We start from the raw sequence: 24,452 nt of genomic DNA on the forward strand, positions 1-24,452 counted from the left end.
TTATATACCTTCCTTTATTTGATCTAATAAATTGGTTACCTCTTCATCTGTTAAGTGTTCAACATCTAGTAAAAGCTTAACTGCTACTTCAGCCTCTAGCTTTTCACTCTCTTCCTTCATACTACTATCCTCAGTAACGATCCTACTTGTCTTAAATAATGCTAAATCAGCATCCTTTAATAATCTTTCTACATCCTCCTCTGAAATCATGTCAACATTCGTTAATAGTTGCGCCGCATCTTCTGGCTTTATTTTCATAAAGTCGTTTGATAGGTAGTAATCTTCTTTATGATTGATTGGTTCTTTTATATGATTGATTGGTTCTTTTAAATTATTGACTGGTTCTTTATTAATCTTGTTTGATTCTTTATTAATCTTGATTGGTTCTTTATTAACCTTGATTGGTTCTTTATCAATCTTTATTAGTTCTTTACCAATAGATTCTTTATTACCAATAATCTCTTTTTCAATATTTGTAGACTCTTCAATATTATTTTCAATAGAATATATGAATTCATCTATACCAAACAATTCTGAGAGTTGGTCTCGATATAATTCAAGAAAATATTGAGTTAACTCAGTAATCGTTCTGTATTCAAATAAAAGTGTTTTTGGTAATTGTCCAAAGCTTTTTTCTAATTCATTGGTAAATTGCATAATCATAACTGAATCGACACCGTATTTCTCTATTGGAACATCTACTTCAATTCGCTCTATTGGGAGTTTAATTTCCTTTGACATCAACTCCATTAAATAGAATCTCGTTCTTTCTTCAATAACTTCTTCAATTGATGAATGGTTATGACTTTCCGTACTCTCAATTAAGATGTTCCCTGTCTTATCTATACTACCGAATTGAGTTGTAACCTCACCCTTAAATGTTTCGCTCTTAAATGACTCACTTTCTACTATTCTGGAAACTTCTAATAATTTATCAATCTCTTTGTCAACATTTAATTGTGATGTTTGCCTCGTGATACTTGGATAACTTTTTTCAATTGTACCCGGTACCCAATATCTTTCCTTGGCAAATGGATACGTAGGTAAAGAAATTTTCTGTGGCAATTTATCTCGATACATATGTTTCCAATTTAAGTCAACACCACTGACCCAAAGTTCTGCAAGCATCTCAAGTTCATTATTTTGCATTAAGTCTTTTATGAATTCCTTTCCTTTTTGAACATTTAACAATTTCTCAATTGTTTGTTGAATATGTTTTTTGTTTCCAATATAGATGTTTTCTTGATTGCTTTTGCCTCTAAGATACTCTGTAACTTGTTTTATAGCCTCTGGAATAGTATAAGCAATCACTGCCAAGCGTTCATCTAATGCTTCTCTACCAACTTGTAATGTATAGGAAATGCTTTCTAAACTTGGTGTTATGGTTTTATGCTCAAGCAAATTGCTTAAGGATTTTATAAGACGAAAGGCATACTCCCTCAATCTATTCGTATTGCTTGCTGATAATATTAAAATATATGGTTTTTGTTCCTCTTTTCGATCTGGGTATGCATTTTGAACATATTCTTCAATAATCATATGGGCATTTGCTCCCCCTGCACCAAATGCACTGATACCAGCCCTTCTTGGAATTTTTCTTCCCTCAATATCAGGTTGTTTCCATTCTTCAAATTTACTTTGAACAAAGAAAGGTGATGTACTAAAGTTAATATTTGGATTTAATACTTGCGAATGAATTGATGGAACAAGTTCTTTATATTTCATTTGCAACAATACTTTTGTTAATCCTGCTATACCTGCTGCTGATTCAAGATGTCCGACATTGGATTTTACCGATCCAATAGAACAATATTGTTTATCCTTAGAATTTCCAAAGGCTTTCATTAATCCCGATATTTCCACTGGATCTCCTAAGGATGTTCCTGTGCCATGGGCCTCAATATAGCTTATAGACCTCGGTTCAATACCCGCTCTTTTTATTGCCTTATCAATTAAGGTACCTTGTGCATTCGGATTTGGAATTGTATACCCGTTCGTTTTTCCTCCGTGATTTATACTACTACCTTTTATCACACCATAAATTAAATCTTTGTCTTCTATCGCTTTATGTAATGGTTTTAAGATCACTGCACCTACACCTTCACCAGGAACATAACCGTCCCCACCTTCTCCAAAGCTTCTACATTTACCATCCGTAGATACAAACCTACCTTGGCTTAAACCAATATATTTATTTGGATGTATTGATAAATTCACACCACCTGCAATTACGATGTCGCTATCACCACTACGTATACTTTCACATGCAAGATGAATTGCTGTAATAGAGGAAGAGCACATCGTGTCAATAGCTATACTTGGCCCGCTTAGGTTTAAACAATAGGATACTCGATTTGCTATAGATGCAAACGATGAGTTTAGTGCCATTATATTTCCTTTTATAGATTCTTCTACTCCATACATCTGGTAATGTCCATTCATAACACCTACAAATACGCCTACACAACTTTGGCTCAATACTTCTTTTGTATACCCGGCATCTTCAACTGCATTCCAGGCGGTTTCTAAAAACAACCTTTCCTGAGGATCCATAAGCTCTGCTTCTTTTGGTGAAATGTTGAAAAATAGTGGATCAAACATATCTACATCCTCTAGGAATCCACCCCATTTGGTATAACATTTTCCCTTTTTATTTTTATCTGGATCGAAGTATTGGGAATGATCCCATCTATCAAAAGGTATTTCTGTTATACAGTCTTTTCCATTTTTCATATTATCCCAAAATTCTTCAAGATTTTTTGCCATAGGATATCTGCCACTTAAGCCTATAATTGCTATATCTTTATTTACCCCTTCTTTTTGGGCGATTTCCGTATGCTGAAATCTAGGCTTCTGAATCGTAAGTTCCTTTCTTTCCATAAACGATTCTTTTTTTTGTATTTGATTCTTTTCTATTGCAATACCTATTTTTTCAATTAATCTTTCCTTGTGATGATTCATAAAATAATTTGTCAATTCCTCGATGCTTTTATATTCAAATAGCAATGTTTTAGGTAGTTCACCAAAGTTGTTTTCAAATTCTTTATTTAAGCTCATGATCATTACAGAATCTATTCCATAAATTTCAAATGGTTGAGCTGAAATGATCTTAGCAACTGGCAATTTTATTTCGTTTGATAATAATTCTTTAAAGAATATTTCTGACTTTTTAAATAATAGTTCGTCTTGTCTACTAGATAAATTAGTATTACTAAGGTTTTCTATGGTGTGACTATTTTTTTCTGCTTCAAGCATACTTTTAATCCTAGTTTTATCGCCAGAGAGGACAAGCATATTTACGACTCCAAGCTTCAATCCATCTTGAAGTGCTTTCATGCCACTTTCAAGGTCCATTGGTGTTAGGCCCATTTGATCTTCCATGCTCTTTTCTATAGCTTTATCAACCTTCATTCCACCATCTTTCCACAATGGCCAATTAATTGATAACGTGATGCCCGATCGTTTACCAAAAGCTTTGAGCTTGTCTCTTTTTTTACAATAATAATCTGTAAAACTATTTCCAAAAGCGTAATCACACTGTCCCACATTACCTAGCTTTCCTGCTGCAGATGAATATACAACAAAGAAATCTAGATTTTCATTTTTAGTTGCTTGATCTAAGAATAGCGTTCCGTAAACTTTAGGGGCCAATACAGCTTCCATTTCCTCTTTAGTCTTCTTAAACAAAAAGGCATCTCTTAATATTCCCGCACTATGTATTACCCCATTAATTTCTAAATAGTGTTTTTTCGCTTCTGATATAAGCTTTTCAACTTCATTCTTTTTAGAAACGTCCGCTTTCACATAAACTACTTCTGCACCAAGTTCCCTAAGCCTTTGAAGTTCTTGTTCTTTTATATCATTCAATTCTGATCTTCCACTTAGGACTAACTTTGCATGAAACTCTTTTGCTAGAAACTGTGCTGTAATGATTCCAAGTCCTCCTGTGCCTCCTGTTATAATGTATACTCCTTTATTCTTAAAATTCATCAATTTCTTATTCTCACTAGGAGGATCTAACTCTTCAAATTCTTTTACATATCTTTCATTATTTTTATACAGCACTTCTACACCATCGTCTATTTGCGCTTCTTCTAATGCAATATGAAAAAGATCGGATTCTGATGGGGAAACAACTTCTACGCACTTGCATTTCATGTTTGGATTTTCAATAGATATTGTCTTAAACAGTCCACTTAACCCTGCATTTTGGGGTTGGCTTTCTTGCTCATTGGATTCATAGCAATAGATTAGTTTTATTATCTTTGTTAGTTTTTGTTCCATCAATGCTTGCAAAAGATATAAAACAGAATAAGCGCCTTTATCCAACTGTTCTTCTATGTTTCCTCCATCGTTAAATTCTTCTTTATTCCACATATGTATGATGTTATCTGGTATACATCCTTGTTCTTTTAATTTTACTGCCAGCTCTCTATAATGATCTTTATTTTGTGGATCGATTTCATATGTAGAATTGTCTAATTCATGAAAATCTTCACCTGGTAGGACTTTTATTAATTTTCCTTCCAATTCCTTCATACTATTATTTGCTATTTCATTAGATAGAACTAATATTGTACTACCCTTTTTATTCTTGTTAGGGTCATCTTTTGAAGCCATTTTCCAGTGATCTGTAAAATAAATGGTTTTATTTCTATTACTAGTGATAGGTAGTAAGGATCTAAGCATTAGATTGTTTATCTTTACAAGCTTCGCACCTGACATGTCCGTTATGCTAATATCATATTTTTTAATGCCACTTTTTGCATAGCCCTCTACTAAAACAACATGTACATAACACTCATCTTTCATAGTGTTTATTAGCTCTATTTCTTCTATAGAAAAAGGTACGTATAACGCTTCTTCATCATCAGTGGTTTTTTTTGTTATTCCAATCACCGCTTGTAATGCTCCATCTATGATTGAAGGATGAAGTGTAAATTGATTAAAGTCATTTATTAATTTATTTGGCAGCTTCAGGTGCACTAAGGCTTCCGTTTCTCCTGAAAATACATCTATAATTGTTCTAAATCCATCTCCATAAGCAAATCCTTTTTCTTCAAAAAACTTGTAGCAATCATCACCTGAAACATATCCACAACCATTTTTTACTTCTTCAATATTGACCATATCACTATTTTCTCTACGATAATCCCAAGCTTCAAATTCCAAATCACCTCTAGCATGAAGCCTTCTACTATTGTCTTCTGCGATACTCGTAACTTCATATTCTACTAAATCTCCCTGAGGATACAGATAAATGTTTACTAATTCAGGCTGGTCTTTTACAACGATTGGTTGAGTCCACATGATATTTTTGATCTTACATACTTTTGAATTTCCTGCAATTTCTCCAGCTGCATGGGCCATTTCCAAATAAGCCGCTCCTGGTAATATTTTTTGATTTGAAATCACATGATCTTTTAAATAGAACTCCTCACCTGTAAAAGTAGTAGTAAATTTCTGTTCTCTTAGATTTGAAGTGTTAGCTTCTAACAAAGGGTGTAATCTATGGAGAATTGTAGTTTCTTTTTTCCTTGTTTTCCTGCTCTCAGGGACCCAGTAATGTTCTTTTGCAAATGGATAGGTAGGTAATGATATTCTATTTAAAAAATGACCTTTATATAAACTTCTCCAATCAATTTCAACACCCGAAACCCATAGTTGGGCTAATTTATTAAACTCTTTGTCCTTTATGATTATCTTTATAAATTCTTCAGCTGCCCTGCCTTCAGTTAGAATAGAATTAGCCACACCAAATACACTACCTGTGTATAGTCCATCAATGTCTTTTTTTCCTTCTAGATATTGCATTAGCTTTTGTCTTAACGCTTCTTTATCAGGGACTATAAGGGCTAATCTCTCATCCATTGCTTCACGACCAACCTGCAATGTATACGCCATTTCCATTATATTTATTACGTCTGATTCTTCAACAGGATTATCTGCTTTCAGTATATCTATTAGATCTTTCACATAAACTTTGAGGCTATCCATATTTTTAGCTGATAAGAGAATTAATTGCGGTTCATTTCCTAGACCTTCTGTATTATATTCTATAGTATCAACTTCCTCTAATATGATATGTGCATTTGATCCACCCGCACCAAAGGAGCTTATACCAGCTCTTCTAGGTTGTTTTTTAGTATCAATTTCAGGACATTTCCATTCTTCAAGTTTATGTTGCACCCAAAATGGTGTCTCGTTAAAATTGATATTTGAATTCAATGTATCTGAATGAATAGAAGGTACCAATTGTTTGTATTTCATCTGTAATAATATTTTTGTAATACCTGCAATACCCGCCGCTGATTCGAGATGTCCGATATTAGATTTTGCTGATCCTATTGAACAGAACTGTTTATCCTTCGTATATTCACCAAAAGCCTTTACCAAACCAGTAATCTCGATTGGATCCCCCAATGATGTACCTGTCCCATGTGCTTCAATATAACTTATAGACCTAGGATCTACACCAGATTTATTGATTGCTTCAGATATGACAGCTTTTTGTGCCTTTGGGTTAGGTACCGTATAGCCGTTGGTTTTTCCTCCATGATTTACACTACTACCTTTTATGATTGCGTAAATATGATCTCCATCTTCTTTTGCTTGTTTAAGTGGTTTTAACAGTATTGCACCTACGCCTTCTCCTGGAACATATCCATCTCCACCTTCTCCAAAGCTTCTACATTTCCCATCACTGGATACAAACCTTCCCTGACTCAAGGCAATATACTTATTCGGATGTATTGATACATTTACGCCCCCTGCTATAGCCAGTTGATTTTCTCCTCTATGTATACTTTCGCAAGCTAAATGCACAGATGTAAGGGATGAGGAACACATTGTATCTACTGCTAAACTGGTTCCAGTTAAATTAAGGCAATAAGATACCCGATTGGCTATGGAAGCATAGGAAGAGGATTCTTCAGCACCATATAACTGATAGTGTCCATACATGACACCAACATATACACCTACTTTATACTCGCTTAAGTCTGTCTTTGTATACCCTGCATCTTCCACTGTCTGCCATGCCGTTTCAAGAAATAGCCGCTCCTGTGGATCCATAAGCTCTGCTTCCTTTGGAGATATTTTGAAAAACAAAGGATCAAATTTATCAACATCATTGATAAAGCCACCCCACTTACTGTAGCTCTTACCTTTTAAGTCTTTGTTAGAGTCAAAGTCTTCTTTATAATCCCATCGATCTAAAGGTATTTCTGTGATACAATCTCTTCCTTCTGTGAGATTGTTCCAGAACTCCTTAACATTATTAGCCATAGGATATCTTCCACTTAAGCCTATAATTGCGATATCATCCTGTACCTGTACAGATGAGGTTAATGGATCAATTTTATGAAAGCGGGACTTACTCATCAACAATCCTTGGTTTTTTATCCCTGGTTCTGATTTAAATTGAGTGCTTACATCTGATTTAGGTTGCGTGTTTAAATTTAGTTTCTCGATTAATTTAGTTTTATGGTTTTCTATAAAATAAGATGTAAGCTCCGATATATTTTGATATTCAAATAATAGGGTCTTTGTAAGCTCACCAAAATATTCCTCAAGCTCTCTGTTTAAGCTAACGATCATAACTGAATCTATTCCATATTCTTCAAAGACTTTCTTTGAGTCAATTTTATTTGATGGTATTTTCGTTTCTTTAGACAGAATATCTTTTAAATATTCTTCTGTTTTCTTTATTAATAATTCATTCTTATTTTCATCTATTTGGTTTGCCGTACCTTCTTGTTGTATTGTCATACTTTCTTGTTGTATTGTCTTCACTTCTTGTCTTATCATCTTAAGTTCTTGATTCGTTTTTTCATCACTTGTTAGACCTAGCATTCTTTCAATTTTTTCTTCATCTCCAGCCAATACCGTTAATCTCACTTGCGAAGAATTTAACCCTTGTTCAAAAACCCTTATTCCATCGTCAGTATTTAATGGCAATAACCCAAGCTTCTCTTCCATCCATTTCATGGAGGATTCCTCCATTGTCATACCGCCTTCTTTCCACAACGGCCAGTTAATAGATAAGGTTTTACCTGTTCTTACACCTTGTTGTTTTAAACTTTCTCTCCTATCACAATAGTGGTCCATAAAGCTATTCGCATAAGCATAATCACACTGCCCAACATTTCCTAGAATTGAAGAAGTAGAAGAAAAAACCGCAAAGAAATCTAGAGGTTCATCCTTTGTCTCTTCATCTAGCCATATGATGCCGTAAACTTTTGGATCTAGTACCTCATTCATTTCGTCCTTCGTTTTTCTAAGTAATAAAGAATCATGATTGATACCTGCACTGTGAATAATTCCATTAATATTTCCAAATTTTTCTTTTGTATGCTGGATAATATTATGGACATCAGCTCGTACTGAAACATCACCAATTATATATTCTATTTCTGCACCTAATTTTTTAAGAGCTTTAATTTTTTCTTTCTTGTATTCATTTAATTCAGATCTACCCGTTAATATAATTTTTGCTTTTGTTTGTTGAGCAAGATGATGAGCAAATATGAAACCTAGTCCACCTGTTCCTCCTGTTATAATATAAACACCATTCTCGATCGGCGAACTATACTGTCCCAATTCTTGGTCAGTTATCTTACTGATTGATCTGATATACCGCTCTTTTTTGTCATACCAAATATCGATGCTTTTATGATGAAGTTCCTCTCTTAATTCATCTAAGAGAATTTCTTCTACTAGTTCAGTACTAGTTCTGATACCCATTGTCTTAATTTCTATTTGAGGATTTTCTAACTTCACGGTTTTTGCAAATCCACTTATCGCAGCATATGAAGGCTCCTCTCCATGATCCTGTAAATACATATAAAGAACTTTTATTTTGCCCTTAACTTTTTGTTTCATAATGACAGCGGTTAAGTTAAACAAAGAATAAATACCTTTATTAAGCTGATTACTGATAGATTTTTCCTTGCTATCATATTTTTCTTTACTCCAATTGTGAATGATCATATTAGGTTTCACATTCTTATTTATGAGTACGCTTAATAATTGAGTGTAGTCTTCTTGATTATTTGTTCTAATTTCATAAATATCATTATCTAATTCTGCATATTTTTTACCTGGTTTTATTAGTATTACTTGTTTTATTGTTTTTCTTAAATGATTGCAAATAGTATCATCAGTATCAAACATGATTAGATTTTCAATATCGTTTTCTTGCATGTTTCCATTTAAATTGGATCTTTCCCATTGACTGCTATATTTTAGTATTGAGGAGTTCTTTCGTACTTTCACTCCACCATTAGCCGTCACTGCCCTTAATACCAAGCCATTCATCTTGACTAATATTTTACCTGCTTCATCAGTTAAAACCATGTCAAATTTTTTAATCGTACTATTTTCATTTGCGTTATTATTTTTAACATATATGATACATTTTCTTGTTAACGGGCATAGTATTTCTACTTCTTCTAAAGAAAAAGGTAGATATGGTTTGCCTAATTTCATTTCCTTTTCTAATATTCCAATAATCGACTGTAGTGCTCCATCCATGATTGATGGGTGTAATACATAGTCTTGAAAGCTTCCCGCTACTATTTGAGGGAGCTCCAACTTACCTAGTGCTTCTTCCTCATTACAATTTATTTCCATTACAGATTGAAGCCCTTCGCCATAGTTTAATCCATTTGTACGAAACAATTGATAAATTTCTTCATAGTCAAACTTTTTAGAACATCGTTTTTCAATGAAATCTATGTCTATATATTCTTCTGTTTCTTCATCGTCATTCTCATATTCAAGGAGACCATAGCCATAAGTTAAAGGTTCGCCATTTTCTTGGCCTACTACTTCATAGGCCACATTATTTTCTTTGGGATATAGGCTTATTTGTATTTCTTTATGTATTTCCTCTATGGAAATAGGTCTTGCCCATACGATGTTTCTCAGCTTTTTGACTTTGCTTTTTCCAGCCATTTTTCCTGCAGCCCTTGCCATCTCAATATAGGCAACCCCTGGCAATATCTTTTGTCCTGATACGATATGGTCTTTCAAATAAAATTCTTCCCCAGTAAATAGAGTCGTATATTTCTGCTCTTCAAGGTCCGACGTATTTTTATCTATGAATGGATGGAGTTTTGTTTCCTTGTTATACTCTTTATTCAAACTAGAGGATTCATTTTCTGGTTCTGGTATCCAATACCTCTCTTTAACAAACGGATATTCTGGTAGGGAAATAGGTTTTAGTTTTCGTCCTTCATATAAATTCCTCCATTCTATTTCCAATCCATTTGCCCATAGCTGAGCAAGCTTCAACATATCTTTATCTTCAATTGTTTTATTGATAAATTCCTTACCTATTTCTCCTTCAAAAATGAGAGTATCCTTTCTTTCTCTAGTGTTATTCCTAATAAGATTTTCAATGCCCTTTTTACCTTTAACAAAACGATCTAACTTGTTCTTTAATTCATCCACATTTGAAACTACAAGAGCAAGACGTTGTTCCATTCCTTCTCTACCGATTTGCAACGTGTAGGCTAGTTCTTCCATGTTTATTTTTACATATGAAATCATTTTTTCATCCTTAGTTATATCTTTGTTATAATAACTAGAAATGACTTCTTCATACGTTGTACATAGGTGTTTCGCTAATAAGTCTATGGATGAATATTCGTTCATTAAAGTTAAATAAATATTCAAATTATATCTTTCGTTTATTTTATAGACCAAATTAGATATATTTGTAGGGTCTAAGCCATAATCTGTAATGCTTTCACTAATATCTATCTCATCCCTATTTATATTTATGATTGACGATACCATTTCGATTAAATCGTCTACTAATTTACCTTGTGCTGATATCATTCTATCTGTCTCAGATACAACCTGGCTTTTTGATAGGACTTTTTTATTTAAATATTCCAACATTGTTTTTGCATATTTTATAAGCTGCTCATCATTTTTTGCTGACAATATAAAAACATGTGGTTGTGATATTGATTCAATGATTGATTCGTTTGATGTTTCATCTTGATATTCTTCAATTATGATATGTGCGTTTGAACCGCCTGCGCCAAAGGAGCTTATTCCCGCTCTTCTAGGATAGCTTCTTCCATTTACGATTGGGCATAACCATTCTTCCAATTCATGCTGTACATAAAATGGAGTATCTTTAAAATGAATATTCGGATTGAGCACCTCCGAGTGAATAGACGGTACAAGTTGCTTATGCTTCATTTGAAGGAGTACCTTTGTTACTGCTGCTACTCCTGCTGCAGATTCAAGATGCCCAATCACAGATTTTGCGGACCCTATGGAGCAAAATTGTTTATCTTTTGTGTGTTCACCAAACGCTTTTACTAGCCCACTGATTTCTATCGGATCTCCTAAGGAGGTACCTGTACCATGTGCCTCAACATAGCTTATTGTTCGAGGATCTATACCTGATTTTTTGATTGATTCCGCTATTAAGTCACCTTGCGCCTTTGGATTAGGTACTGAATATCCATTGGTTCTTCCTCCATGGTTTAAACTACTTCCTTTAATGATTCCATAGATTCTATCTCCATCTTCTTTTGCTTGCTCCAGTGATTTTAATAGAACTGCCCCTATCCCTTCCCCTGGAACATACCCATCTCCACCTTCACCAAAACTCCTGCACTTACCATCGCTTGCAGCAAATTTCCCTTGGCTGAGCAATATGTACTTACTAGGATGTATGGTTAAGTTTACGCCACCAGCTAATGCCATTTCGCTTTGTCCAAGCCTAATACTGTCACAGGCCAAATGTATTGAAGTCAACGATGAGGAACACATCGTATCCACCGCCATGCTTGGTCCATTTAAGTTTAGTAGGTAGGATACTCTATTGGCTATCGTTGCATAGGAAGAGTTTAGTGCGATTACATTCCCTTTTAAAGATTCTTCGGCACCATAAAATTGGTAATATCCGTACATTACTCCTACAAAAACGCCTACTTTTTTATCGCTTAAGCTTCTTCGAGTGTACCCGCCGTCCTCAAGCGTATGCCAAGCAGTTTCTAAAAACAAACGCTCCTGAGGATCCATAAGCTCTGCTTCTTTAGGTGATATATTGAAAAACAATGGATCAAATTTATCTACATCCTTTATAAATCCTCCCCACTTACTGTAGCTTGTTCCTTTCTTGTTTTTATCCGGATCAAAATACTGTTTGTAGTCCCATCTGTCTGAAGGTATTTCTGTAATACAGTCTTTACCTACTTTCAAATTAGACCAAAATTCATCCAGGTTTTCAGCCATGGGATATCTTCCACTAACACCGATGATCGCTATATCCTGTGTATTGGTTTTCTGATACTCTGAATACATTGTTTGAGGTGGAGTTTCAATAAATCGTGTTTTTCTAGCCTCAGTAACTGGCACCTCAAGCTTAATGGGTAGAGGTCTATTGTTAATATTTAGTTTCTCTAGCAATCTACTGAAATGATTTTGTATAAAATAGTTTGCTAACTCTCTTACGTTTCGATATTCGAATAATAGCGTTTTTGGTAAATCATCAAAAGCTTTTTCTAATTCTTTGTTAAGGTTCATAATGATAACTGAGTCGATTCCATAGTTTTCAAAGGTTTCTTCTGCCTGAATTTTAGTTTCAGACATCTCAATTTCTTTAGCAAGCATTTGTTTGAAATATTGTTCCGCTTTCTTTTGAATCTCTTTTTTATCCTTTTCGTCTAATTTTTTCATTGCTTCACTTTGAACTGTTTCTCTTTGAACTGTTTCTCTTTGAACAGTTTCTCTTTTAGCTGCTTCTGTTTTCTGATTGTTTTTTCTTGATTTTAATGTGTTCTGTACATCAAGTATTTTTTCTTTATTACCTTCAAACACCATTATTTGAGTCATTTCTTTGGGAAGTTGAAGTGCTATTTCAAAAGCTTTTATACCTCTATCACTACTCATAGGTATTAAGCCAAAGTCTTTTAAGAGCCTCTCTTTGGTATCAAAATCTACTTCCATACCTCCATCCTTCCACAACGGCCAGGCAATTGAAATTACTTTACGATAATCTTCTTTCATTACTTGAACATAGTGATCCATAAAACTATTCGCATAGGCATAATCACCTTGTCCTAAATTACCGGTTACGCCTGATAAAGAAGAAAATACAGTGAAAAAATCCAGATCTTCATTTTTTAAAATCTCTGATAAATTCATAAGCCCAAAAACTTTTGGAGCTAAAACCTCCTCCAGCTCTTTTATATTTTTTTTCAAGACAAAGGAATCTCTTATTACTCCAGCACTATGAATAACTCCATTGATTTCTTCATAATGAGATTTGATATTTTTCAGTAGATCTTCAACCTGATTTTTATTGGATACATCTGATTTGATATACCTTACGTCAGCACCCAAATCTTTTAGCCTTTGAATAGACCTTTTTCCCTTCGAATTGAGTTCTGATCTTCCCGTTAGGATCAACTTAACACCCTTATGTTTTGCTAGATATTCAGCAAAAATAAGACCTATGCCACCACAACCTCCAGTTATTAAATAAACACCATTCTCTTTTATTTTTACTTTTGACTTAATCAATTTATTTGAATCTAATAGTGCTAGCTCTTTTACAAATCTATCGCTGTTTTCATATTTTATTTCAGTGTTTTTCTCTTGATTTATTTCCAATTCTTGTAGTACCACATCTGACTTTTTAGTATGCTCATCAATTTGTACTGTTCTACAAATGAAATTTGAATTTTCTATAGTAACAGTCTTCAAAAATCCGCTTATTGCCTGATTATGTGGTTGAGCTTCTCCCTTTATAGCTGGGTAATAGTAATATAGCTTAAGGCTCTTTTCCAGCTTTTGTTTCATAAGAGATTGTACTAAATTGAAAACAGAATATAGGCCAACATCGAGTTGTCTTCTAATCTCTTCATGATTAGGAACAGACCTCTCTGACCACATATGTATAACAGTATCAGGCATAGAATTTTTTTCCTTAAGTTCCTTTATTAGCCTAATATAATCCTCTACAAGGTTTTTTCTAATTGTATAGATCTGATCGCCCATATTGTCATATTGTTCACCTGGTTTTACTAGAATGATATTTCCATCTTTTTTACTATTTATTTTTTTTAAAATATTGTAAATATTTTCATTTGTATCAAAAACCAGAATACATTCTGCAAGTTTTTCATTTCCAATGTTCATTTCTGATTTTGATTTTTCCCACTTATACTCGAAGTAAACGCTTTCACTTTCAAGATTGGCTGGTTTGTTATCATCAAGTTGTTTATAACGCAAAAGCCCTTCTTCGGGTGTGATCTTACCTAAATGAATCATTTCAAAAAGATCTTTTTGATTGATTTGTTTGTTCATAATTACCTCCTTATAATACTCTCCACTTTTTTTATATCTATGTTTCCTTGAGCTAGTTTCTTAAATATCTCTAAAATTCTACCATCACCATTCATATGAATACTCTCTTCTTTTCTCGCTTTTGTTGTGAAGGATTTTATTTTAATGAGTACCTCTCCTAGCTCATTTAGAATTTTAATATTAAATTTTTTCAAGCTTGAGTCATGTATTGTATCATCTTCTAATTCCACGTAGGAATAACATTTTTCAACAATGGGTTTTATCATTTCTATCTCGCCTAGCATAAACGGTAAATATAAGCTTGAGGTATCATCCTTCATGATGTCCATTAATGAAATTACAGGGTGCAAAGCACCATCTACGATAGTCGGATGAAGTAAATAGTCATTGAATTCTGATTTAAGGCCTTCGGGTAGTTCCAAATAAGCAAGCGCTTCCCTACTGTTCTTATAAATTTCCTTCACAGGTTGGAATGCTGCTCCATAATGAAATCCAATGGAACCAAGCTTTGTATAATACTCATCTTTTTTTATCTCTACCGGACATCGATTCTTGATTGCATCGAGATTGATTGATTCCTCGGAAGAATCTATTTCCTCCGTCTCATAATGTACAATCCCTTGTGCATGTACGATTCTTTTATTGTCCTGATCTTGTGAAGTGATTTCATACTCTGCACAATGTTCACTAGGGTATAAACTAATATGAATATCTTCAGGATTTTCTTTTACTGAGATTGGCTTTAACCAAACAGTATCTTTTATAGATTTGACCTTCCTTTCTCCTGATATTTCCCCTGCTTTTCTTGCCATTTCTAGACAAGCAACACCTGGAAATAATTTTTCTCCTCCAATAATATGGTCTGATAAATAGAATTCACTACCTAGAAGCTGTGTTGTGAATTTTTGTTCCTTAAAATTAGATATATTGCAATCTAATAACGGATGAATTTTGCTGGTTTGATTTTGTACTGTATGCTCATCTTGTGAGATCCAATATCTTTCAAGTGCAAAAGGATACGTTGGTAAAGGTAATCGATTGGGCTTGAAACCTTTATATAATAAATTCCAATCTATCTCTATACCTATAACCCACAAAGCAGCTAATCGCTCTAGCTCGTTCTCATATAGTAAAGTATTGATAAACGCCTGACCTGCTTTTCCATCTACAAGTAATTTAGCTTTATTCTTATCTTTTTTTATGTTATTTTGATGAATAAAAGAAGTATCTTCTTGATTATAAAAAGCTGTTAACTTTCTCTTTAATTCGTCTTTAGTTGCAATAACCAAGGCCAATCGTTCTTCCATAGCATCTCTTCCAACTTGTAAGGTATAGGCCATGTCCCTCATAGATATCTGATCCGCTTTTTCTAGAAAATCACAAAACTCCTTCGCATATACTTTTAATCGTTCAGAATTTTTAGCTGAAAGAATAATCATGTATTCTATTTCTGGATATCGTTGGTGATCTTCTATATTTTTATATTCCTCCAAGATCACGTGAGAATTTGAACCTCCTGCACCAAAAGAACTTACCGCTGCTCTTCTAGGGTATTCAACTTCTACTCCATGTTCCAAAATTGTCGGTTTCATCCACTCTGAAAGTTCTCGTTGAACATAAAATGGTGATGCATTAAAATCAATATTTGGGTTCAATTGTTCTGTATGAATTGATGGTACTAACATTTTATATTTCATTTGGAGCAATATCTTCGTTAACCCTGCAATACCAGCTGCAGATTCTAGATGACCAATATTCGATTTAGAAGATCCAATTGCACAAAATTGGTTATCCCCAGTAAACTCTCCAAAGGCTTTCGCTAATCCATTCATCTCAATTGGATCGCCTAATGCTGTTCCCGTTCCATGGGCTTCCATATAACTGATGGTTCTAGGATTTATGTTAGCCTTCTGTAAAGCTTTTACTACTAGATCAGCCTGAGCATTGGGATTTGGAACTGTATATCCATTCGTTTTACCGCCATGATTTATTGAAGTTCCCTTTATGACTGCATAAATATGATCTCCATCTTCTTGTGCTTGCTTAAGGGATTTCACGAGTACTGCCCCTACACCTTCTCCTGGGACATATCCGTCTCCCCCTACCCCAAAGGCTTTGCAACGTCCATTGCTTGAAGCAAATCTTCCTTGGCTTAAGTAAAGGTACTTATTTGGATGTAATGAAACATTAACACCTCCTGCCAACGCCATACTACATTCTCCTGTACGAATACTCTCACATGCCATATGTAACGCGGTAAGTGAGGAGGCACACATGGTATCTATAGCAATGCTAGGTCCGTGTAAATTATAAATATAGGATACTCTGTTTGCTACAGATGCATAAACGGAACTTGAAGAAATTGGCCTACCTTTTACCGTTTCCTCAACGCCATATAGTTGGTACTCTCCCCATGTAACTCCTGCAAAAACACCCACTGGAGTACCTTCTATTTTTTCTCTACTATAGCCCGCATCCTCAAAGGTATGCCAAGCACATTGTAAAAATAGTCGTTCTTGAGGATCCATTATTTTAGCTTCTTTAGGGGATATATTAAAGAACAATGGATCAAACTTATCAACATGGTCTAAGAATGCTCCCCATTTGCTATAGATCTTTCCTTCCTTGCCTTTTTCTGGGTCAAAATAAATACGGTAATCCCACCTTTCTAGAGGGATTTCGGTAACGCTATCTCTACCAGCTTTTAGATTTTCCCAAAATGCTTCTAAATTATTAGCTTCAGGATATTGTCCACTCACTCCAATAATGGCAAAATCCGTATGTTCATTACTACTCTTTTCTATTTGAATTTTAGGTTCACATATTGGTCCATTTATTGATACACTGATAGCTTTATTTATTGGTCCACTTATAGCTACGCTTCTAGTTTGTTGCAGAGTAGTCAAACTGTTTTCTATGAACGAATTATTCTGCATAGCTTGTTTAGGGGCTAATCCCAATAGATCTATAAGCAAATCTCTGTAATGATCTACAAGGAATTCTGCCAACCTATCTATGGTTTGATATTCGAAAAACAGAGTTTTTGATAATGAACCAAAGAATTTTTCAAGTTGACTCGTTAAGCTCATAATCATGATGGAATCTATTCCATATATTTCTAAGCCTTCACTAGAATCAATATTTTCTACAGGTACCTTGGTTTCTTCTGAAAGCAGTTTTTTAAGAAAAACCTCTGAAGCATGAAGTAATTGCTCTTCCCCTACTGTAGCATTCGTAGCTTCATCATTTCTTAATAAAGCTTCCGTTGTTACATGACATTTCAAGCTATTATATTCAAAAGCAGCTAATCCTTTTTCTTCTTGTCCTTGAATAACTACTAAATTAGGATATCCCAAGGCTAGTCCGTCTAAAAGTGCCTGAATACCATATTCGGTTTCTAATGGAATCATACCGATTGTAGTTTTTAAATTGGCAATTGACCAATCACTTAACCTCATTCCACCTTCTTCCCAAAATGGCCAAGCAATCGCTAACGAGAGGCCTTTTCTCATTCCATTGCTCGTTAATTTCTGTCTGTTTGAGGCATAATGATCCATAAATGAATTGGCAGTTGCATAGTCACAATACCCAACACTTCCCATCGCTGCAGAAAGTGAAGAGAAAAATACGAAGAAATCCAAATTTTCATCTTTCGTAGCTTCATCTAATTGTATTGATCCTTTCACTTTTGACGCAAAAACTTCTTTTATATCTTCCTTTTTTTTATTTAGGATGAACTCGCTTTTAAGTACACCCGCACTGTGAAAGACGCCATTGATTTCATGAAACCTTGCTTTTGCCTGAACAATTAGGTTATTGACATCCTCGGCATTTGAAATATCTGCTTTTATATACATGACTTTCGAACCTAGTGCTTCCAATTTCCGAATCAATTCACTCCTCTTCGTATCTAATTCTGATCGTCCTGTAAGGACTAAACTTGCCTTTAGATTTCTTGCTAAGTATTCTGAGAAAATGAATCCTAACCCACCTAAACCGCCAGTAATTAAATAAACACCCTGCTCTCTAAGTATTTTCTTTTCATTTAAATCTTCAACAATTTCAACCTTATTATATACCTTGATAAATCTCTTTCCATCTCTATAATTAATTTCCACATTCTTATCCTGATTGTTAAGCTCTTTTATCAATTGAACTATTAGCCAATCTGACTTCATTCCTAAATGATCCGTATCATGAACATCAATTGTCTTGTATTTAAACTTAGGGTTTTCCTGGGTAATTGTTTTGGCAAAAGAACTCATCGCACCATGCTCGGGCTTTGAAAGCTGGTCTGTACTGGAATAAACATATAATAATGTTATATCTTGTTTAGACATTTTCTTCATAAATGCCTGACTCAAATAAAGCATTGCATTAAAATTCGCTTCAAGTTGTTTATCCATAGGTTGTCCTACTAAATCGACATGCTGATCCCATTTACAGATAATTTTATTGGGCAATTCTGTATACTGCTCTATAAGTAATAGGTAATCCTCTTTTTTCAAAAAATCTATCTCGTAGGTTCCATCCTCATTCCTTCTATAGTCTTTACCTTGCTTAACTAGGATTACTGGAAAATCCTTTCCATATTTTTCTTTAAAAGTATGATAGAGTTCCTCATTCGTATCAAATAACAGAAGATTTCCAGCTAACTTCACATCCTCTTGAAGTATTTCAGCTTCGATAAAACTGTAATTATAATACGTAATCTTCTTATCATCTTGTTCCTCTAAATTGTTGATATTCTGATGACTTTCTGTTTGCTGCAAACCATTCCCTACTTGAATAGCTGAAACATCTTTTGCTGCGCATGCATTGCAATCTGCGAGCAGCTGAAGGCTATCATGATGAGTTAATTTTGAATTCATATCCATATCTGGTATCCAATACTTTTCTCCATCAAAAGTATAGCCAGGCAAAGAGACTCGCCCAGGATTTTCGTCATGAAGAATATTCCATTTAATCTCAACACCTAAAATCCAAAGTTGGGCTAATTTATGTAGCTTACCCTCATTCATCATCATTTGAATAAATTCATCTGAATCGTCCTGATAAAGGTTCTTAACAATTGTACTAGTTGCTTTGATATTACCTCTATATATATTTTTTTCATTTTTCTGTCCATCCATAAATAGTTTCAACTGATCCACTAATTCTTTGAAATTAGAAACAAAAAATGCCACTCTTTCTTCCATTGCCATGCGACCTACTTGGAGTGTATAAGCAATCTGAGCAAGTGTGATGGTTTTATTGCCATCCATCACTTCAAATTCAGAAACCATATTTTTTTCAAGAAATTCTACGAAATGAGTTGCCAGCATTCTAAGCTTTTTCTCATTCTTTGAAGATAAAATAATAAGTTGTGGAGAATCAATTTTTTTATTTCTTATCTCATCCATATATTCTTCAACAATAATATGTGAATTAGAACCTCCTGCTCCAAAGGAACTAATACCTGCTCTTCTCGGATAAGTCGTCTCTACTCCATCCTCATGTAAAATTGGTCTTAACCATTTATCTGCCTTCTGTTGCACAATAAATGGCGAATGATCAAAAGGTATTTTCGAATTTATCTCAGCAGAATATAAGGATGGAACAAAGGTTTCATATTTCATCTGTAATAAAATTTTTATCATCCCTGATAGTGCTGCTGCCGATTCTGAATGTCCAAAATTAGCTTTCAAAGAACCTAATGAACAATATTGAACTTCCAATTGATCAGTATACTTCTTACCGCTCTCTTTAAAAGCCATCGTTAGACCTCTAATCTCAATTGGATCTCCAAGTGAAGTTCCTGTTCCATGGGCCTCAATATAACTAATTGTCCTAGGATTTACTTTTGCTTGTAACAAAGTCTTCGAAATGAGTTCTGCTTGAGCTTTCGGGTTAGGCACAGTAAAACCATTCGTCTTACCTCCTGAATTAATCGCACTCCCTCTAATGACCCCGTATATGTTGTCCTTATCTTTTCTGGCATCACTAAGGCGTTTTAATAAAACCGCTCCAACGCCTTCACCAAAAACCGTGCCATTAGCCCCTTCTCCAAAAGGCCTACAAATTCCGTCTGGGGAATGAAAATGTATTTGAGCATATTGAATCCATCTACTAGGATGAATAAACAAATTAATACCACCTACAACAGCAGTATTGCATTCTCCGCGTCTTAGACTTTCATAAGCCAAATGAACCGCTGTACCAGAACCAGAACAAGCCGTATTTATCGATAAGCTTGGTCCATTAAAATCAAAGCAATAAGAAACCCTATTTGGAATCTGATAAAAATCAGTATCTCTGTAGGAGCTGATTCCTTTTAAGGAAGCTTCGTCAACAAGTGTTCCATAGTCACTAGCTACTACAGCCGCAAATACGCCTGTATTTCTGTCAATGGTATCTGCCGTATATCCTGCATCTTCAAATAGTCCCCATACAACTTGGAGGAATAATCTTTGTTGCGGGTCCATTAACTCCGCCTCTTTTGGCGAAATATTAAAGAAACTCGGTTCAAATTTATCAATATGATCGATGAATGCTCCCCATTTACTATAGGTTTTATCTGGTTTATCACCAGTAGGATCAAATATGAAATCTAGATTCCAACGTTCTTTAGGAATTTCCCTAATACAAGATTGACCATTTACTAAAACATTCCAAAACTCTGTTACTGTATTTGAGTTAGGAAATAATCCATTCATACCAATAATCGCAACATCCTCATCCTTATCTGAACGAATTGAATCATCATAGTTCTCTTCCAATTTAGCAGTATTATTTTCCACATGAATAGGAGTTATATTAGGATCCACTCTTAAGGACGGATATTTAATTTCTAGCATTTCTCTATAATTCTCAATTAAATAATGAGCGATACTTTTTAAATTTCGATGTTCAAATAATAATGTTGATGGTATGTCTACATATTCATTTCCTAAGCTTACCATGATGTCCATGATCTTAAAGGAATCAATACTGTATTGTTCAAGCTCATCATCCCCGTTTAATGCATCATATGGTACGCTTAGATGCTTGGAAAACAGCAGCATCATCTCATCTAACACTTGTTGAAACAGTGTATTGGATGCCATTATTTTGATAGGATCATTTGCTAGATTTTTATCGCATTTAGTAATAATAGGCTGATCTTCTAATTGCCTTATCTCCTTTGCTATTGAGTATATATCAGAAAAGACATTATAAATTCTTTCTAATTGGTTTTCTTTTTCTCTTGTAGAAATAGACAAAGTATGTACACTTGGCTTAGCTGTAGCATTTATATTGCAAGTGGTATATTTTTCCGAACTAAAACTTATTATAGATAAATCTTCTGCAGATACTAAATAGGTTGTTACTGAATCCTCATCAACTATTTTATATGTGCTTATTACTTCCTCTAAGAATAGTTTAGCTGGTTGATTTTTAGCCGTTTTATTTAATCTAAGCTCTACTTTTTCCAAATTTCTTTCCTTTGCGAATTTACCTAGCCTAGCAACCATTTCATATTCAATACCACGGCCTAAAACTCTACAACTAAGTAAAAATGAATCAACTATGAGACGTTCCTTCTCTTCTTTCATAATCATTACGCCAACCAATCCATATGAACCAAATTTATCTTCAACTTCTACAGTGAAACATTCATATCCTTCATGATTGATTATTTGGTTGATTTCATTTGGCTTGCGCCTAATAGATGTAAAGTTAAATTGATTTGTTCTTTCTGTTAGTTGCGCTACTCTTGATACATTTTCATTTATCATAGAATTTATTTGAACTTTAATGTTTAGGCTCTTTATAAAGTCATTATAATCATTACTACTTTCTTCTAGTTGAGTCCTTTCAACATTTGCTTTATATAACTGTGTCCTAATTTTATCTTCATCTGTAACTGCATATTGATCTAATATCCAAAAATGATTGAGTAATTTAACTTGGTCTTTCGTTTCTTCTGGCCATCTAATCGTTAGCACTTCTGAACAATTAGCTCTAACTTCAGCACATTCCACTGGATTATCATCAATAAAGACAAAACTATCTAAGCCTAAATTGAGAGTTTGGGCTAAGTGTTTTATATTTTCCGATTTTGATTTCCAGTTGATTTTGCTATCTGTGATATACTTTCGCTTTAAAGGCATGGATTTTTTTTCATCAAAAACTTTCCAGACATCCTCTTCTACATTTTTGCTGCATAAGCATAACAGTTTTCCTTGCTGCGTCTGTTTCACTAAATATTTTTGCAATTCACGATAAGCGCCTTTGACGGTTACACCCTTCGATCCAACTTCTCCACAAACACCTTCCCATAAGGTATTGTCACAATCTAATACAATTACTTTATAAGGCTTGTTTTTTAATTGATAAAATCGCCTATTAATAAGTGTTCCAAGCATATGATAATATTCTATAGTAAAAGGAACATGTCCCATTTTATCTCTCGCTGGATCAAATATTTCTTTGATACTGTATTGTTTTGTATATTGGTTTGCGTTTAACACACCGATTGAATTCATATCTTTCAATGCCATTACCAATCGATTTTCCAATTCATCAAATATGGAATTCATTTCCGTAGAATTTTTATCAGATGTTGCAAAGGGACATAAAAGTAAGAGTGTAAAAGCATTGGATCTTTTACAATAGGACTGTAACGCAGAAATCAAATTCTCTAAAGTTGCATTTAAAAAGTACCTATCTTCTTTCGTAATGTTTAATTCTTCATATTCCGTATTCTCATGACTGTCCTTAACTTCTCGAAAACGAAGCCAATCTCCAAATCTTAATAAGATTACATTCATTCCTGCTGTGTTATTAGAAAATATACTATTTGGATTTAAAAGCTCTTGGAATACTTGATTGTATTGTGCAAATTCTATATGAAGAGAAAAATTCAATTCCTTTTCCCAGAAGTTCATGCACGCTAATAAGGGCTCACTTGTAAAAGTAGAGGCAATTACAATTGTATCTCTACTTTTATCAGCAAACCCTGATTGATCTAATATATTTTCTTTTCTAACACAAACATTTAATTCGCCCTGAGATAGTAATTGTCCAGAGCTATAAATTTTAATATTTATTCTAAGTATTCCAAAGCTTTTATCATAAGAAATAGATGAAGCACTATATTCTAATTTATTAGAATCATAATTTTCCATTTCATGAAAGTTCATGTTTAGTTTTATACAAAGTGATCTTCTGCCTGGAAGAATCATACCCGCGATATAGCTACACATCATGAACGAGTCAATGTGTATAGGTTTTACAACACTATCTGATGTAATAAATCGCTTTTTTAATTTTTCAACATAAATTTGATTTGTAGAATAGTAGCCAGTTTTTATAACTCCCTTTTGAAGCTCTTCTTCGCAATAATCTAAAGATACTTCTTGCAAAGAATCTAAATAGCTTGAATGAAGGCTCAAATCATATTTATCTGCGTTCTTATTATGTTTAATGACAGTTTCCATATCCGTATAATGGGTTGTCAAACTCATAAAAGCTTTTTCTTCGTCAAAGACTTCTATTAATTCATCCCTATCATCCAACTTTTTGTTAAGAAAATACTCTTTGTCAGTATACATTGGATTTACGAATTTTATTTCAGCCCGATCTAATTTCATATTGGGTTTCTCTTTAACCTTACCTAGGCAAGCTAAGGCACCTAAAAAACCAAATAACAAACGTTGGCTATAAGTAGTTTTATTTGCATATGTTTCATCCATATGTAAAGGACTACTATCATGACTAGCTAATGAAAAATTTTCAAGATCCTCATTTGAAAAATACAGATTACCTCTTTGTGTTTTTACTCCTTTGTTATTCCCCATCACTTTAACTCCTTTATTTATATTGAGATATAGTAGTGTAATAACTATCCCTATAAATATTGGCGTTTTTCTATATGCATTATATAATATCTTATTACCCATAATGTGTCAATAAATTTTTCCGTAAATCGATTTATTTTACATAATATTTATATAATAACTTTAAATTACAATTTTAGACAATGTTTTTTAAGTTAATTATAAATATGATGTGTATTTTATCTTAAATTGTCATCCTGAAACGCAAGATAATTATGGTATTTTATAATTATAGTCTATATTTATTATAATTAT

The 24,452-nt window shown here is 33.8% G+C and carries 2 protein-coding genes; both read right to left on the bottom strand.

The genetic code is table 11. The features are described from left to right. The gene (locus CVU84_01405) at window positions 1-14,337 is read right to left on the bottom strand and encodes a hypothetical protein (GenBank protein ID PKM96398.1); all 14,337 of its coding nucleotides are present in this window, start codon (window positions 14,335-14,337) and stop codon (window positions 1-3) included. A gap of 2 nt (window positions 14,338-14,339) precedes the next feature. Continuing rightward, the gene (locus tag CVU84_01410; protein ID PKM96399.1) at window positions 14,340-24,260 is read right to left on the bottom strand and encodes a hypothetical protein; all 9,921 of its coding nucleotides are present in this window, start codon (window positions 24,258-24,260) and stop codon (window positions 14,340-14,342) included. Window positions 24,261-24,452: the final 192 nt, after the last annotated feature.

The organism is Firmicutes bacterium HGW-Firmicutes-1 (assembly GCA_002841625.1).
GTDB lineage: Bacteria > Bacillota > Clostridia > Lachnospirales > Vallitaleaceae > HGW-1.